This window comes from Dyella lutea (genome assembly GCF_024158035.1).
Classification (GTDB): domain Bacteria; phylum Pseudomonadota; class Gammaproteobacteria; order Xanthomonadales; family Rhodanobacteraceae; genus Dyella_A; species Dyella_A lutea.
The window spans coordinates 388897-404209 of record NZ_JAMZEK010000002.1 but is presented as its reverse complement, the minus strand read 5'-3'; the positions used below and the strand labels follow the sequence as shown (position 1 = coordinate 404209).

Sequence of the window (15313 nt, the reverse complement as noted above, 5' to 3'; positions counted from 1 at the left end):
CGGCGCAGCCAGCATGCAGCACCTGTCCATCGTCACCACCGGCGGCACCATCGACAAGATCTACTTCGACGACAAGTCGGACTACAAGATCGGCGCGCCGCAGATCGGCGAGATCCTCGCCCAGCTCGGCGTGGCATTCCAGTACGACGTGATCCCGATCCTGCGCAAGGACAGCCTGCACGTCACCGACGAGGACCGCGCGCTGATCCGCTCCACCATCGAGGCGCAGCCGCACCGCCACGTGCTGGTCACCCACGGCACCGACACCATGGTCGAGACGGCCAAGGTGCTGGCCGGCATCCCGGGCAAGGTGATCGTGCTCACCGGCGCGCTCAACCCGGCGCGCTTCCAGGGCTCGGACGCGGTGTTCAACATCGGCTGCGCAGTGGCCGCGGTGCAGACCCTGCCGGACGGCGTCTACATCACCATGAACGGTCGCGTGTGGGACCCGGCCAAGGTGCGCAAGAACCGCGAGGCCAACCGGTTCGAGCAGGCCTGACCCGACCTGGCCCCGCCCCGGGACAGACAAAGGCCCGGCGCTCGCGCCCCGGGCCTTCGCGTTCCAGCATGCCGCATCCCTGCGGCGAGCCGCTCCTTACTGCACCGTCAGGGTGATGTCGTCGAGCACGAACGAGGTCTGCAGCGAGGCGTCCTCCGTGCCGGTGAAGCGGATCACCACGGTCTGTCCGATGTAGCTGGACAGGTTGGCGGTATGCACGCTGTAGCCACCGGCCGCGTTCAGGTTGGAGAACGTGGCATAGGTGTGCAGCAGGGTGCCCGAGGTGTTGAAGACCTGCACCTTCAGCTTGTCGTACTTCGACGTCGAGGTCGTCTCCGACGTATCGATGTGCAGGTAGTACTTCAGCGTGGCCGAGGTCTTGCCGCTCGGGATAGTGACGGTTTGCGCGACACGGTCGGTATGGCTGGAGCCGTAGCCGTCCAGCCAGGCATCCCACGAACCGGCGTGCGGCGGCTCGGCGCTGTTGTTGTTGATCACGCCGCTGGTCGTCGTCCAGGGCGAGGCGGAGCCGGTTTCGAAGCCGGTGTTGCCCAGCAGCTGGCTGCCGCCACCGCCGCCCGAGCTGCTCACCGTCACCGACTGCGTCCTGGTGTTGGTGGCGCCGCCGTTGTCGGTCACCGTCAGCGACACGTTGTAGGTGCCGGCGGCGGCGTAGGTGTGACTGGGATTGGTCGCCGTCGAGGTGTTGCCGTCGCCGAAGTTCCACGAACGCGAGGCGATGGTGCCGTCGCTGTCGGTCGAACTGTCGGTGAAGGCGACGGTCAGGCCGTTGATGCTGTCGCTGAAGTTCGCCACCGGCGGGTTGTTGGTGCCGCCGCCACCGCCAGCGATGTCGTTGATCGCGCTGGCCATGATGATGCTGCCGCGGCCGCTGGCCAGGTCATAGCCCGGACCGGCGCTTTCGCCGCTGTTGTTGCCTGAGGTGACGTCATGGAAGTCGCTCGCCGGCAGGCCGTAGAGGATCGGACCGGCGAAGCCCACGCTGCTGCCTTTGGCCGCGATCACGCGGGCCCAGAAGCCGGCGAACAGCGGCGCCGCCAGGCTGGTGCCGCCGATCTGCTGGGTAGCGCCCTGCACGATCACCTTGGAGCCGGACTGCGGATCGCCGTCGAACGCCACGTCGGCCACGCCGCGGTGGGTGCCCGACCACAGGGTCTGCCAGCTCGGCTTCGGCTCGAAGGTGCTCTCGCTGCCGCCGGTGGCGCCCTCGTTGATGCTCAGCTCGTTCCACACCACCTCGCTGTTCCAGGTGGTGGTGGACGCATCCAGCTTGGTGCCGGCCACGGCGATCACGTACTGCGAGGCCGCCGGCCAACTCGGGGTGGTGCCGCCGGTGCCGCACTCGTCCGCACCGGAATCACCGGTGGAGATCGAGAAGGTCTGGCCCTGTGCCACTGCCTGCTGGAAGGCCTGGTCCTGTGCTGCCGCCGAGCCGTCGCCCTGCGCGCTGGTCTCGCACTCGCCCAGCGACACGTTGATGATCTTCACCGCATTGTCCGACACCACCTTGTTGATGTCGGCGGTGAGATTGGCGTTGGACAGCGTGGGGATGTTGTAGAAGATCAGCCCCCCGACCTGGCCACCGGCCATGCCCACGATGTCCTGGCTGTCCAGGTCCCACTCGCCCAGGCCCGAGGTGTCGGTGCTGGTGCCGTTGGTGTTCACCGTGGTGGTGCTGACGGCGGGCAGGCCGTTGTTCGAGGTAAAGGTGTTCAGGTCGGTGATGACCTGGCTGAGCTTGCCCTGGGTGATGATGCCGACCGTTACGCCGGATGCCGTCGGCGCACCGCTGCCACCGTAGATCGAGGCGAACTCGGTGGGGTTGTGGCCGGTCACTGCCTGCGGCTGCAGGCCGGACTGCGTCGAGTACTGCACGAAGGTGTGCGGCGCGTGGGCGTTCTGCAGGCCGATCACCGACAGCACGCTGCTCTTCAGCGCGTTCGGGATACTGACGTCGCCGGTGTTGATGAAGCCTTCGCGACCGCGACGCGTACGCACCCGCTCGAAGCTGGTGTTGAAGGCGGCCTTGACCACGTCGGCGGTCGCGTCGCCGGACACCAGCATGTTGTTCGGGGCGATCGCGACGTTGGTGAAGCCGGCCCGGGTGAGGTAGGCCGCGACCGCCTGCGCCTGCGCGTCGGTCGGCGAATGCTGGCTACGGAACTGGGCGCGGCTCATCACCGGCCGTGTCGCCATCACGCCGAGGGCGTGGGTCTGGGCGATGAATGCGTGCAGCTGGCCGGTGTTGCGCAGTTTCAGTGCCACCTCGATGTGCATCGGCTGCGAGGTGGGGACGGCACCGATGACCGTGTCGCCGGCAAGCAGCGACATCGGGCCGGCAAGGTGCGACATGGATGTGTCGGCCGCCGTCGCAACGCCTGCGGCGAACGGGCTCATGGCGAGCGCAATGGCGATCGCGATCGATTTGGAACGAATCGGGCTGGGCATGTGGATGGTCTCCTGACCTGAATTTGGGATGCAGCAACCTGATGCGGCCGTTAGGCCCCATGACTGTGGGTCGTCGCCGCTGGGCGACAGGGAACGGATTGGTTGAAGCGATCCTTCCGGTCACATGGCGTTTCAATGGCAAGCCTGGCCTGGGACCGATGCTCCCGTTACGGACAGACAGGGGTCCGCATGGGGCAAGGATCATCCATTGGCGATTCCGCCAAGGACGTCATCGACGTTAGGTTTGTCCTTTGGAAAGCGTCAATAGGACTAATTCCTGCACTCCATAATCATGTGACGACAATCAAATAAAAAACACCGCATTACCGTTCGATCATCATCCTCGTTCGATTATTAGGCATGCACACGGGCAAATACCTTGAGGTCATTTTGGCGTAACGCATCAAAGCCAGAACACCCGACCCTTTTGATAATCGAAAGATATTGCGTTCCATTGCAATTCATCTCTGTGAAACCGCATTCCCCGAATCACCCGTAAATAGCGGCGTGACTCCGTACGGACAAATGGCCACCATCCACCCGTCACCGAGGATGCCCTCGCCTGCTGCAACCATGGCGCGGTGGGGCAGCAGACCCTTGGGCACAGCGCGATCCACAGCCCCTTCGATGCGCCCCGGCGGTCACCTCACCCGGAACGGGTGTACCAGAGCGGCCACTCGGGCAAGGCACAAAAAAACTCCCGGCCCTCTCGGGCCGGGAGTCGTCGCTCCAAAGCGTGGATCGATTACGGGGTGTAGCTACCGGTCAGGCTGACGCCCGAGTAGGTCGCGTAGGCCCGGACCATCACGTAGTACGTACCGGCCTGCACGTTGGAGATGTTGCAGGTCTCGTTGTCGCCGACCAGGTACGGGCGGCAGTCGTAGCTCGAGGTGGTCGGCGCCGAGCCGAACTTCACGTACAGATCGGCGTCACCGGTGCTGCCGGAGATCTTGAAGCTCAGGCCGGTGGCACCGGCAGGCACGACCATGGTGTAGGCCACGGAATTGCCCTTGGTGGCGCTCAGGCCCGTGGCCGCCACGCCGTTCTGCAGCACGTTGCCGCCACCACCGCCGCCGCTGCTGGTGCTCCAGCTGGCCTTTACGGAGACGCCCGAGAACGCGGCATAGCCGTTCAGCATCACGTAGTAGGTGCCAGCCTGCGGCGAAGCCACAGTGCAGCTCTCGTTGTTGCCGGTGATGTACGGACGGCAGTCATAGCTCGACAGGGTCGGAGCAGAGCCGAACTTGGTGTACAGGTCGGCGTCGCCGGTACCGCCGGACTCGGAGATCACCAGGTTGCTGGCACCGGCCGGAACGGTCACGGTGTAGAACAGCTGCGCACCCTGCGCACCGGACTGGTTGGTGATCGGCACGCCGTTCTGCAGCACGTTGCCGCCACCGCCGCCGGAGCTGCTCACCGTCACCGAGGCGGTCTTGGTGTTGGTGGCACCGCCGTTGTCGGTCACCGTCAGCGAGACCGTGTAGGTACCGGCTGCCGAATAGGTGTGGCTCGGGTTGGTCGCGGTCGAGGTACTGCCGTCGCCGAAGTTCCACGAGCGCGACGAGATGCTGCCGTCGCTGTCGGTGGAGCTGTCGGCGAAGCTGACGGTCAGGCCGCTGATGGTATCGCTGAAGTTGGCGACCGGCGGGTTGTTGGTGGTGCCGCCCGACACGATCGGATGCGACAGGTCGCACTCGTTGGTGTCGTTCGACCAGGTCGACTGCATCGGGAACGTGCCGGTACCCATGGTCACGTTGGCGGTCGCGCCCTGGCCGGAGGAGATCCAGGCGCACTCATCGCCGTTCTCCTGGCCGTTGTAGGAGCTGCCAGTGTGGTTGGTCCAGCCGCCGGCCGGGTTCTGGTCGGTCACGGTCTCGGCGTACTCGTGGCCTTCCACGATCGAGAAGCCGTCGAGATTGCCGGCGGAGCTGCCGTTCACCGAGCCGGTGCCGCAGCTCGAACCCATGTCGTAGACGTAGGGCATGTTGGTGAAGGCGATATCGCCATAGGACGAGGACACGCCGGCGTCACCGTTGTAGTCATGCCAAGCGCAGAACTGGCCGCTGGAGGTGTTGAAGCCGTCCGGATGCGTGCCGGTCGGCGACAGGATCACGTACTGCACATAGCGATTGGACGCCGCCGTGGTGTTGCCGAAATGTGCGGCGGCCTTGATCGCCTCCTGGGCCAGCTGCGCGGCCGTGGCATTACTCGGCGAGGACACCGAGTTGTCGTACCAGATGCCGGCGAAGGCGCCACCGGTCGGGTAGCCGATGTGCGGCGCGCCCGACGGGCAGGAGGTGGCGCCGTTGGAGACCGTGGGACCATCGCAGTACTGGGTCATGGTGCCCGACCACAGCTCGCCGCCGGTACCCAGGCCCTTGAACAGCTTCTCCAGGTACGGCACGGCGCCGACCGAGTCGCCCGACAGGGTCATGTTGCCGTTGGCGTCGGTGCCGGCACTGCCCCACTGGCTGCCGTAGACGACCAGGTACACCTTCGGCGTACCGCTGGTGACGCCGATGCCATCGACGCCGCCGCCGTAGCTCAGCGTCTCGGTACCGGTCGCCGCCGTCGTGGCGGCATTGGCCGCGTGGGCCGCGGCGAACTGCTTCATCCGGGCGTGCGCCTCGCGGGTCGGCACGGCACCGTGGCGGTAGTGGTGCCCGTAGGCGGGCGCATACGGATTACCGACCTGCTGCCCATTGGCATGGGCCACGGCGGCGCTGCCAGCCAGGCCGAAAAGCGCACAGGTAATTGCGGTTTTCAGCAAACGATTTTTCTGCGTATTAAGCATGTCACTCCCCAATTGAATTATTCAGGACAAACAATCCCCGCCGCGGTCGAATGACCGCAGTGTTTAATCGCCGCGTCATGCGGCCAATCAATTCATGGATTTGCCCAACGATCCCGCTCGAAGCCCGGCCATATGACGTCCTGTCCGGCCCGGCGCACCCGTGCCCTTGGCGCGCCGCCCCGCGTGTCAGCTTGAACGAAACTACCCGCCACCCGTTCGGATGACGAATCACCCGACATTAGGCGCTCTTCCGGAGAGCGGACAATTGGAATTTTTCCTGTGGGGTGGTGCGCGACTTCTCAGAATATTCGCAAGTAATTTCGAATACCAATGCAAACAGACACTTGCGCAGACCCATTTTCAAGCTTTCGTAATTGAATGCGAATCAGCTGATCATTATCGGATTGCCTGACTAACGAAAGCGAATCGATAGCCTCGCTTCAGTCCACACCCGGGTCACCGATGCAGCACGCGAATCGAGGACTCGCCCGGCGTCCGTCGCGCAGGCACTCCCGACGCGCCCAGGACCCAGCGGGCCGCCAGGCTGGCGTCGAGCGAAAAAAAGGCCCGGTCATCCTGACCGGGCCTTCGGGTCAATCCAGCGGGGACTCCGCCCCGTCTGTCACGGCAATCAGTTCCAGGTCGCCTTCAGGGTGACACCGGAGAACGCGCTGTAGCCGTTGAGCATGATGTAGTACGTGCCCGTAGAGGGCGACGCCACGGTGCAGCTCTCGCTGTTGCCCGAGATATACGGACGGCAGTCGTAGCTGCTGGTGGTCGGCGTGGCGCCGAACTTCACGTACAGATCCTCGTCGCCCGAGCCGCCGGAGGTGGTGATCGCCAGATTCTTGGCCCCGGCCGGGATCTGCACGGTGTAGTAGAGCTTGGCGTTCTTCGAGCCGGACAGGCCGGTCACCGGCACACCGTTCTGCAGCACGTTGCTGCCGCCACCACCACCGCCACCTGTGCTCCAGGTCGCCTTGACGGTGACACTGGAGAATGCGGCATAACCGTGCAGGCGCACGTAGTACGTGCCCGCCTGGGTCGTCGCATAGGTGCAGCTCTCACTGTTGCCGGTCTTGTACGGACGGCAGTCGTAGCTGGTGGAGGTGGGTACCGTGCCGTACTTGGTATAGAGATCGGCGTCGCCGCTGCCACCGGAGATCGAGATCACCAGGTTGGTCGCGCCGGACGGAATCGCCACGGTGTAGTCGAGATCCGCACCCGTAGCTGCCGACTGGCCGGTCACAGCCACGCCGTTCTGCAGTGCAGTCGAACCACCACCGCCACCACCACCGCCGCCCGTGCCCGGACAGGTCACGCCAACACCGTTGAACGCGGTGATCACGTCATTGGCGTTGTAGCCCAGATCGGTGGCCGCCGATTCCACGCCGCAGGCACCGGAGTTGAAGGTCGAGGTGGCCGTCCAGTACGACTTGTTGGCCAGCGCGAACACCTGGAAGGCCTTCTTCACGTCCCAGCCGCCGGTCTTGGCCAGCAGGCAGAACGCCTTGTTGTAGACGCCCGAGCTGTAATGCACGTCCAGGCTCGAGGTGTAGTCGGCCGCGTTGTCGATCGAGCCGCCGTCTTGCGGCGGGTTGCACATGTAGCGCAACGCATCGCCGATGCCGGCGCTGGCCTTTACGATGTCCGCACCGACCAGGAAATCGGCGGCCCCACGGTCGTAGAATTCGGCCGCCTCGCCGGCGATGTCCGAGTAGGCCTCGTTCATGCCGCCGGACTGGCCGGAGTACTGCAGGCCGGAGTTCTGCTCGGTGTAGCCGTGGCTGATCTCGTGGCTGGTCACGTCCAGCGAGACCAGCGGATAGAACGTGCTGGCACCGTCACCGAAGTACATCGCGGTGCCGTCCCAGAACGCGTTCTCGTAATTGCTCTTGTAGTGCACGTTCATGCGCAGCTTGATGTTCAGCGGCGCCGCACCGGTGTAGGCCAAGTACATGTCGTGCACCACGCCACCGAAGTGGTGGGCATCGTTCACCGGCGAATAGGCGCCGTTGATCGCGTCGGTGTTGCTGTTCGGGCAGGTGAAGCTGACGATCGAGCCGCCGCTGGTGCCGTGGTTGAGGTTGTAGGTCACAACGTTGGAGTTGTTCAGCGTGCAGGTGCTGCCCGACTGCGTGACGTCCAGCGCGGCGTAGTCGGTGCCGTAGTAGTACTCGCCGGTCTTCTGGTTGCCGCCCGGGCCGGTGGCCGTGGCGTAAGTCAGGCCGTTCCAGCTCTGGATCACTTCGCCCGTGTTGGCATCGATGATGGCGGTGGGACGCGAGACCTGGCCGTTTTCATGGGCCACATACGACGTGCGGTAGACCAGGCGTGCCGGACCGTTGTCCTGCGGATAGACGAACAGGTCGGATTGCTGGTTGCTGATGGTGTTGCCGCCCACCAGGCTGGTGTGCGCGTGCGACTTCAGCGCGTTGAGGGCCTTGGCGGCACTCAGCTTAGGGGAGACCGAAACCAGGTCGGAGTCGAGGTTCTGCGCCAACTCGCCGGTCGCGCGCAGCGCGTTGCCACCGGCATCCTCGACCACGGCCACGCTGCGGCCGTACACCGGCACGCCGCGATAGACCTGCTGCTGGCGCACCACATGGCGCCCCAGACCGAGCGGCACCGAACTGCGCGCCACCAGGGCGCTGTTCGCCCCGAGACCGAAGTGCGCCGACAGCGAAGCAGCCGGGACCGCGGCCAGATTCTGTCCGTGAACACTGTGTGTGGTGGCGGCGGTGGCGACGGACGCCGATGCCATACCGATGGCGGCAACGAGGACCTTCAAGCGGAGATTGCTGCGCATTGCTTACTCCTTGGCATTGATCGGGGCGCAATTACCTGATGCGGCTACATAAGCCCCATTTATGGATAGCCGCATAAAAGCGGCTTTGGATTTCGTCGGTTTGCCTAGCGATGCCTGCCGGTCCGAAGGCCGCCTCCCCCGTGACATCCTGTCAGGGCAGCGCGTGGACCATCACGATGAGGCCGGAGATTCCCAATGCCTCCACAGGATCATCCGTCAACCTCCCCGCCAACGGATGCCACGACGATAGGCGGCAAGAAATTACGAAACAAGGGGAATTATTCCTAGGGGGTGTGACCCTCCTCACGCGTGGAGAGGAGGCGGCGACCACGGGATGCAGCCACACCCTCGGCACCGGAAGCACCCGAACAGGACCGCGCGAGCGCCACCGGCCCGCGCCACTCAACCGGTGGATCAGAGCATCCCGGTCTCGAGCTTGGCGATCTCGGACATCATCGAGTGGTTCCACGGCGGGTCGAACACGAGATCGACATCCGCCTGGGAGATGGTGGGGATGAGCTCGAGCTTGGTACGAACGTCGTCGACCAGGATGTCGCCCATGCCACAGCCTGGCGCGGTGAGGGTCATCTTTATGTAGACCTTGCGCTGACCGTCTTCGGTGCCTTCCATGGCCACGTCGTAGACCAGTCCCAGCTCCACCACGTTGACCGGGATCTCCGGATCGAACACGGTCCGCAACTGCTCCCACACCAGCTTCTCGACCTCCGCGTCGCCAGCGCCATCGGCCAGCTCGATCGCCGGCGGCGGCTCCTTGCCCAGCGCATCGGCGTCGCCGCCGGCAATCCGGAACAGGTTGCCCTCCACGTACACGGTGAAGCTTCCGCCCAGGGCCTGGGTGATGTAGCCGACCTGGCCCGCCGGCAGCACCACGGTCTCCCCCTGCGGCACCATGACGGCCGGGCAATCCCGCTCGAGGGTGAAAGGCTCGCTGCTCAGACTGAAACCGCTCATGCTTGTCCCGTGGTGAGATCCATGCGTCGAGGACGCACTTTCAGGGGCGCCATTATGACGCTCCGCAGCAGATCAGGTCTCCTCTTGCCCTAATCAAGCCCGGGCCAAGCCGCCGCGGGCCCGCGCTATCATGGCTGCTTTGCGCCGAAGCCAATCACCCGATGCCCCATCCGGCCCGAATTCTCGCCTCATGAAGCGGCTGTACCGCTTCCTGTCTCTCGCGCTCTCGCTGATCAGTGCAGCCATGCTTGGCCTGGCCGCCGGTGCCCTGTGGATGCTGGTCGCCGCCTACCTGCAGAGCCACGCCGCATGGCTCGCGATACCGGTCGGCACCCTGCTCGGCTGGGCGATTGCCCGCTGGATCAGCCCCCGTCGCAAGGCTGCGCCATGGCTGGCCGCCGCGGCCACCTTGCTCGCAGCGGTCTATGTGAACGTGCTGATCACCGGCCTCCAGCTTGCCGGCTCGCTGGGCATGGGCCTGACCGAGGCCGTGCGCACCGCCGGCCCGGCCATGCTGTGGGCGCTGGGCGGACTGGGCGCACGCCCCGCGCACTGGATCTGGTTCGCTGCCGGCGCCGCGGTGGCCGCGCTGGCCGCGCGCCGGATCAGCCGTCCAGCGTCTTGAGCGCTGCCACCAGCTCGCCGGCCGCCGCCTGCCCGTCGCCGTAGAGCATGCGCGCATTGTCCGCGTAGAACAGCGCGTTCTCGATGCCGGCGAAGCCGGTGCCCTTGCCGCGCTTGACCACGATGACGTTCTTCGCCAGCGCCACGTCGAGGATCGGCATGCCGTAGATCGGCGAGGCCGGGTCGGTCTTGGCCACCGGGTTCACCACGTCATTGGCACCGATCACCAGCGCCACATCGGTGTTGGGGAACTCGGGATTGATGTCGTCCATGTCAGCGATCAGGTCGTACGGCACGCCGGCCTCGGCCAGCAGCACGTTCATGTGACCCGGCATCCGGCCGGCCACCGGGTGGATGGCGAACTTCACCTTCACCCCGCGCTCGATCAGCAGCCGGGCGAACTCCCACACCTTGTGCTGCGCCTGGGCCACGGCCATGCCGTAGCCGGGCACGATCACCACGCGCTCGGCGTAGGCCATCATCACCGCCACGTCGCTGGCCTCGATCGGCTTCTGGCTGCCGGCGATGGCCTGCACCTGGCCACCGGCCGCGGCGCCGAAGCTGCCGAACAGCACGTTGCCGATCGAGCGGTTCATCGCCCGGGCCATCAGCTGGGTCAGCAGCGTGCCGGCCGCGCCGACCACGGTGCCGGCGATGATCATCGCCTCGTTCTGCAGCACGAAGCCCTCGAACGCCACGGCCAGGCCGGTGAACGCGTTGTACAGCGAGATCACCACCGGCATGTCGGCGCCGCCGATCGGCAGCGTCATCATCAGCCCGAACAGCAAGGCCAGTACGAAGAACGCCACGATCAGCGGCATCGTCAGCTGGCCGGAGATCAGCAGGCCGCCGCAGACCACCGCCGCCAGCAGGATCAGCAGGTTGACTGCGCGCTGGCCGGGAAACACGAAACGCTTGTCCAGCCAGCCCTGCAGCTTGGCGAAGGCGATCAGCGAGCCGGAGAAACTCACCGCGCCGATCAGCGCGCCGATCACCCCCAGCGCGAGCTGGGCCGCGTCCGGCGCCACGGTCGGGTCGGCCGCGAATTTGGCCCCGTCCAGCAGCACCACCGCGCTGCCGGCGAAACCGACCAGCTCGGACGCGCCGATCGCCGCCGCGGCGCCACCGCCCATGCCGTTGTACAGCGCCACCATCTGCGGCATGTCGGTCATCGCCACGCGACGACCGGTCCACCAGGCGGCCGACACTCCCAGCAGCACCGCCACGCCGATCAGCGCGCGGTGATGCAGGCCCGGCAGGGCAAACGTGATGAGCACCGCCAGCAACATGCCGTAGCCGGCCCAGACGATGCCGCCACGCGCGGTGCGTGGCGAACTCATGCGCTTCAGACCGAGGATGAACAGCAGGGCGGCCAGGAAATAGCAGGCCTTGATCAGGGTCGGCAGCCAGTTCATCAGTGGTCTCCCGACTTGCCGCCGCCGGGCTTGCTGGACTTGAACATCTCCAGCATGCGCTCGGTCACCACGTAGCCCCCGGCGGCGTTGCCCGCGCCCAGCAGCACGCCGATGAACCCGATCGCGATACCCAGTGTCGAGTCGGCATGTCCTAGCGCGATCATCGCGCCGACCAGCACAATGCCGTGGACGAAATTGGACCCCGACATCAGCGGCGTGTGCAGGATCACCGGCACCCGGGCGATGATCTCGTAGCCGGTGAACGCGGCCAGCATGAAGATGTACAGCGCCAGGAAACCGTCGATCATGACTCCTCCCCGCCAGCACGATGTGGTTCGGGCATCATACGGGTGGCCGTCAACGTGTGCGAGCGTGCCGCGTTGAGCGGGGAGACCGAACCGATGGAGCCGGACGATGATCTGCCGGGACCCGTGGACGCCGAAGCGATGAGCAGCCTCGCCCAGCCCCTGGCCGACGACCTCCTGGTCGACGGTGCCGACGCCCGTGCCGTGCCCGCCTCGCTGGACGCCTTCCTGGCCCAGGTCGAACGCCGCGCCTTTCGCATGGCCGAGCTGCAGCTGGGTCACCGCGAGGACGCCTTCGACGCGGTGCAGGACGCCATGCTGCGGCTGGTGCGGCACTACCGGGACAAGCCCCCGGGAGAATGGGCCCCGCTGTTCTGGGGCATCCTGCGCCGGCGCATCGTCGACCTGCAGCGTCGTCGCAAGGTGCGCTCGATCGTGGTCGGCTGGCTCGGCGGCGGCCGTGATGGCGACGGCGAGGAACTGCCGGCCTGGGAGCCGGCCGATCGCGCGCCGGGACCACTGGACCGCCTGCAGGACGCGCAGTCCTACCGGGACATGGCCGAAGCGGTGCGCAGGCTGCCGCAGCGCCAGCGCGAAGCCTTCATGCTGCGCGTGCTGGAAGGACTGGACGTCGCCGAGACCGCCCGCGCCATGGGCTGCTCGGAGGGCAGCGTTAAAACCCACCTGTCGCGCGCCATGCACCACCTGCGCGACCAACTGGAGGACTGGCGATGAACTCGCCCGACGATCGCATCGAACAACGCGCCCGTGCGCTGTTCCGGCAGGCCAGCCACTCGCTGGACCCGGCCATGGCCGGTCGCCTCCGCGCCGCACGGCGGGATGCATTGCAGACGGCAACACCCGCACACCGCGCAGCCCGCCTGCTCCTGCTGCCGGCCGGCGCCTTTGCCGCGGTCGCGCTGGCCGCGCTGATGGTCTGGTCGCCGCGCCATCCGGTCCCGGTGGGCGCTCCCGCGACCATGGTCGCTGCGGCGGCGGCGCGGGCACCGGACGACGGTGATTTGCCGCCGGATGCCGACAGTGCCGATCCGGCGCTTTACCAGAACCTCGATTTCTACGGCTGGCTGGCCGCCAACGACCCGTCTCCCGCCAAGCAGCACTGAGCCATGGATTTTCCCCGCCCCCGGTCGCTTGCCGCCTGCCTGCTGGTCGCCATCGGCCTGATCGCCGGGGGACCTCTGACGCTGCACGCCCAGGAGTTTCGCCAGGGCCCCCCGCCCGGCGCACTGGACATGCCGCCACCGTCCCCGCGCCCCTGGCACAGCCTGTCGCCCGAACAACGCGACCTGCTCGCGCCCCTGCACAAGGACTGGAACACGCTGCCGCCGCGCAGGCAGGCGCACCTGCTGGAGAAGAGCGAGCGCTGGCTGACGCTGCCGCCGCAGGAGCGGGAGAAGATCCGCGAGCGGATCGCCCGCTGGCAGGCGATGACGCCGGAGGAACGCCGCCTGGCCCGCGAGAACATGCGCAAGTTCCACGAACTTCCGCCGCAGCAGCGGCGCGAACTCCATGACGCGTTCCGCCAGTTCCAGGCGATGCCGCCGGATCAGCGCGAGGCGCTGTTGCGCCAGTGGCGCTCGCTCTCGATCGAGCAGCGGCAGCAGTGGATCGACCACATGCGCCGTGACGGCATGCGGCATGGTGGCATGCCCCCTCCGCCCCCCCGCCCGGGATCGGGCGGACCGGACCAACCGTTCTGAGCTTCCGCCGACGACTCAGCCGCCGAAGTGGGCCTGGCCGTCGCGGGTCACGCAGCTCTTGGCGACCAGCTCGTCGTCGCAGTCCGGCGCCAGTTCGCCGTCGCGCACCAGCAGCTCGAGGAAGTTGAACACGTTGCGGGCGTACATCTCCGAGGCGTGCAGCGGCGCGCCAGCCGGCAGGTTCAGCGGGCCGAGGATGACCACCCCGCCCTGCTCCACCCGCTCGCCGGGCCGGGTCAGCTCGCAGTTGCCGCCGCCCTCGGCAGCAAGGTCGACGACCAGGGCGCTGGGCTTCATCCCCGCCACCATCGCCGCACTGATGATCTTTGGCGCCGGGCGCCCGGGTACCGCCGCCGTGGTCACGACCACGTCGATGTTCTTCAGGTGGTCGGCCAGGGCCTGCTGCTGCGCCGCGCGCTCCTCGGCCGAAAGCTCTCGCGCATAGCCGCCGCTGCCGGCCGCACTGACGCCAAGGTCGAGGAACCTGGCTCCCAGCGACTCCACCTGTTCGCGCGTTTCCGGGCGCACGTCGTAGCCCTCGGTCTGCGCGCCAAGCCGGCGGGCGGTGGCGATCGCCTGCAGGCCGGCCACGCCGGCGCCGATCACCAGCACGCGCGACGGACGGATGGTGCCGGCCGCCGTGGTGAGCATGGGAAAGAACTTCGGCGCCGCCTCGGCGGCGATCAGCATCGCGCGGTAGCCGGCCACGGCTGCCTGCGAACTGAGCACGTCCATCGACTGGGCCCGCGTGGTCCGCGGCAGCAGCTCCAGCGCGAACGCGGCGAGTCGCCGCGCGCCCATCGCCGCCAGCCGCGCCGCAGCACCGTAGGGACGCAGCTGGCCGACCACCACCGACTGCTCACGCAGCGCCGCCACCGCGGTGTCCGTCGGCGGCAGCACGCAGGCCAGCACGTCGGCTGCGGCACAGACCTCGGTCGCCGGGGCGAATGTCGCCTCCGGATACGCCGCATCGGGGAAGCCCGCCGCAGCACCGGCGCCGTGCTCAAGCAGCACCCGCCAGCCGCGGCCATGCATCTTCTTCGCCATTTCCGGCGTGATCGCCACGCGGCGCTCGCCGGCAGCGGTTTCGCGCAGTGCGGCCACGGTGATCGGCATCGTGCACTCCCCCAGGGAAAGGTCCGGGCATCGTAGTCCGGCGCCAGGCGCTTGGCGACCCTGCCCGCGGATGCCGATCGGCAGGGATGAACCGGTCGCCCCGGGCGCAGTAGACTGGCCCGCCGCCGGTTGCCCGGAAGCGTCCGACGGGGTCACCGCGGAGACCCTGATGGATCCAGACCAGCTGCCTGCCGACGAACTGCTGCAAGACGCCCGCGCCGCCCGCCTGCTTGCCTACGCCCCCTACTCGCGCTTCCGCGTCGGCGCGGTGGTGCTGACCCGCGACGGACGCCGTTTCCGCGGCTGCAACGTGGAGAACGCCGCCTACGGCCTGTGCAACTGCGCCGAACGCACCGCGCTGTTCAGCGCGATCGCCGCCGGTTGCCGCCCCGGCGACTTCGCTGCCCTGGCGGTTGTCGCCGATACGCCCGGGCCGGTCAGCCCCTGCGGCGCCTGCCGCCAGGTGATGGCCGAGCTGTGCGACCAGGCGATGCCGGTACTGCTTGGCCACCTGGGCGAGCGCGTGCAGCGGGCCACCGTGGCCGACCTGCTGCCCGGCTCGTTCAGCCTTCCCCACACCCACGAGTGA

Annotated in this window: 13 protein-coding genes; 6 read left to right on the top strand and 7 right to left on the bottom strand. The window is 67.1% G+C overall.

Translation table 11 applies throughout. The features are described 5' to 3' along the window. The first annotated feature begins 13 nt into the window (after positions 1-13). Entirely contained in the window at positions 14-499 is a 486-nt protein-coding gene (locus tag NC595_RS09105; RefSeq protein WP_253566807.1) for an asparaginase domain-containing protein, read from the top strand. 96 nt (positions 500-595) lie between these two features. On the opposite strand, the gene NC595_RS09100 is transcribed toward NC595_RS09105, so the two are convergent. From NC595_RS09100 to sufT, 4 genes are all read right to left on the bottom strand, one after another. Beyond that, a complete protein-coding gene (locus NC595_RS09100) occupies positions 596-2968 on the bottom strand; it encodes a protease pro-enzyme activation domain-containing protein (protein ID WP_253566038.1) in 2373 nt (790 codons plus the stop codon). 745 nt (positions 2969-3713) lie between these two features. Continuing rightward, the gene (locus NC595_RS09095) at positions 3714-5582 is read right to left on the bottom strand and encodes a pre-peptidase C-terminal domain-containing protein (RefSeq protein WP_425493112.1); all 1869 of its coding nucleotides are present in this window, start codon (positions 5580-5582) and stop codon (positions 3714-3716) included. Between the two features lie 811 nt (positions 5583-6393). After that, positions 6394-8571: a M4 family metallopeptidase gene (locus tag NC595_RS09090; RefSeq protein WP_253566036.1), complete on the bottom strand. Its 2178-nt coding sequence runs from the start codon at positions 8569-8571 to the stop codon at positions 6394-6396. A gap of 414 nt (positions 8572-8985) precedes the next feature. Then, the gene (sufT, locus tag NC595_RS09085) at positions 8986-9543 is read right to left on the bottom strand and encodes a putative Fe-S cluster assembly protein SufT (protein ID WP_253566035.1); all 558 of its coding nucleotides are present in this window, start codon (positions 9541-9543) and stop codon (positions 8986-8988) included. Between the two features lie 190 nt (positions 9544-9733). Between sufT and NC595_RS09080 the strand changes: the two genes are divergently transcribed. Continuing rightward, positions 9734-10168, top strand: a complete 435-nt coding sequence (locus NC595_RS09080) for a hypothetical protein (protein WP_253566034.1) — start codon at positions 9734-9736, stop codon at positions 10166-10168. Here NC595_RS09080 and NC595_RS09075 read toward each other — a convergent pair. Both NC595_RS09075 and NC595_RS09070 read right to left on the bottom strand, forming a co-directional pair. Continuing rightward, positions 10149-11582, bottom strand: a complete 1434-nt coding sequence (locus NC595_RS09075) for an NAD(P)(+) transhydrogenase (Re/Si-specific) subunit beta (RefSeq protein ID WP_253566033.1) — start codon at positions 11580-11582, stop codon at positions 10149-10151. The two genes, NC595_RS09080 and NC595_RS09075, sit on opposite strands and share 20 nt — an antisense overlap. Further along, complete coding sequence (locus tag NC595_RS09070) at positions 11582-11890, bottom strand: NAD(P) transhydrogenase subunit alpha part 2 (RefSeq protein WP_253566032.1); 309 nt, start codon at positions 11888-11890, stop codon at positions 11582-11584. The genes NC595_RS09075 and NC595_RS09070 overlap by 1 nt, the downstream gene beginning before the upstream one ends. A 138-nt stretch (positions 11891-12028) precedes the next feature. Here NC595_RS09070 and NC595_RS09065 point away from each other — a divergent pair, with 138 nt between their 5' ends. The 3 genes from NC595_RS09065 to NC595_RS09055 are packed head-to-tail and all read left to right on the top strand — an operon-like array spanning position 12029 to position 13608. Continuing rightward, complete coding sequence (locus tag NC595_RS09065; protein ID WP_253566805.1) at positions 12029-12622, top strand: RNA polymerase sigma factor; 594 nt, start codon at positions 12029-12031, stop codon at positions 12620-12622. Beyond that, a complete protein-coding gene (locus NC595_RS09060; protein ID WP_253566031.1) occupies positions 12619-13011 on the top strand; it encodes a hypothetical protein in 393 nt (130 codons plus the stop codon). Before NC595_RS09065 ends, NC595_RS09060 begins: the two co-directional genes overlap by 4 nt. 3 nt (positions 13012-13014) lie before the next feature. After that, complete coding sequence (locus tag NC595_RS09055) at positions 13015-13608, top strand: DUF3106 domain-containing protein (protein WP_253566030.1); 594 nt, start codon at positions 13015-13017, stop codon at positions 13606-13608. A gap of 15 nt (positions 13609-13623) precedes the next feature. Here NC595_RS09055 and NC595_RS09050 read toward each other — a convergent pair whose 3' ends face one another. Further along, positions 13624-14724 (bottom strand): NAD(P) transhydrogenase subunit alpha, encoded by a 1101-nt coding sequence (locus tag NC595_RS09050; RefSeq protein ID WP_253566029.1) that lies wholly within the window; start codon positions 14722-14724, stop codon positions 13624-13626. 169 nt (positions 14725-14893) lie between these two features. Between NC595_RS09050 and cdd the strand changes: the two genes are divergently transcribed. Continuing rightward, positions 14894-15313, top strand: a complete 420-nt coding sequence (cdd, locus tag NC595_RS09045) for a cytidine deaminase (RefSeq protein WP_253566028.1) — start codon at positions 14894-14896, stop codon at positions 15311-15313.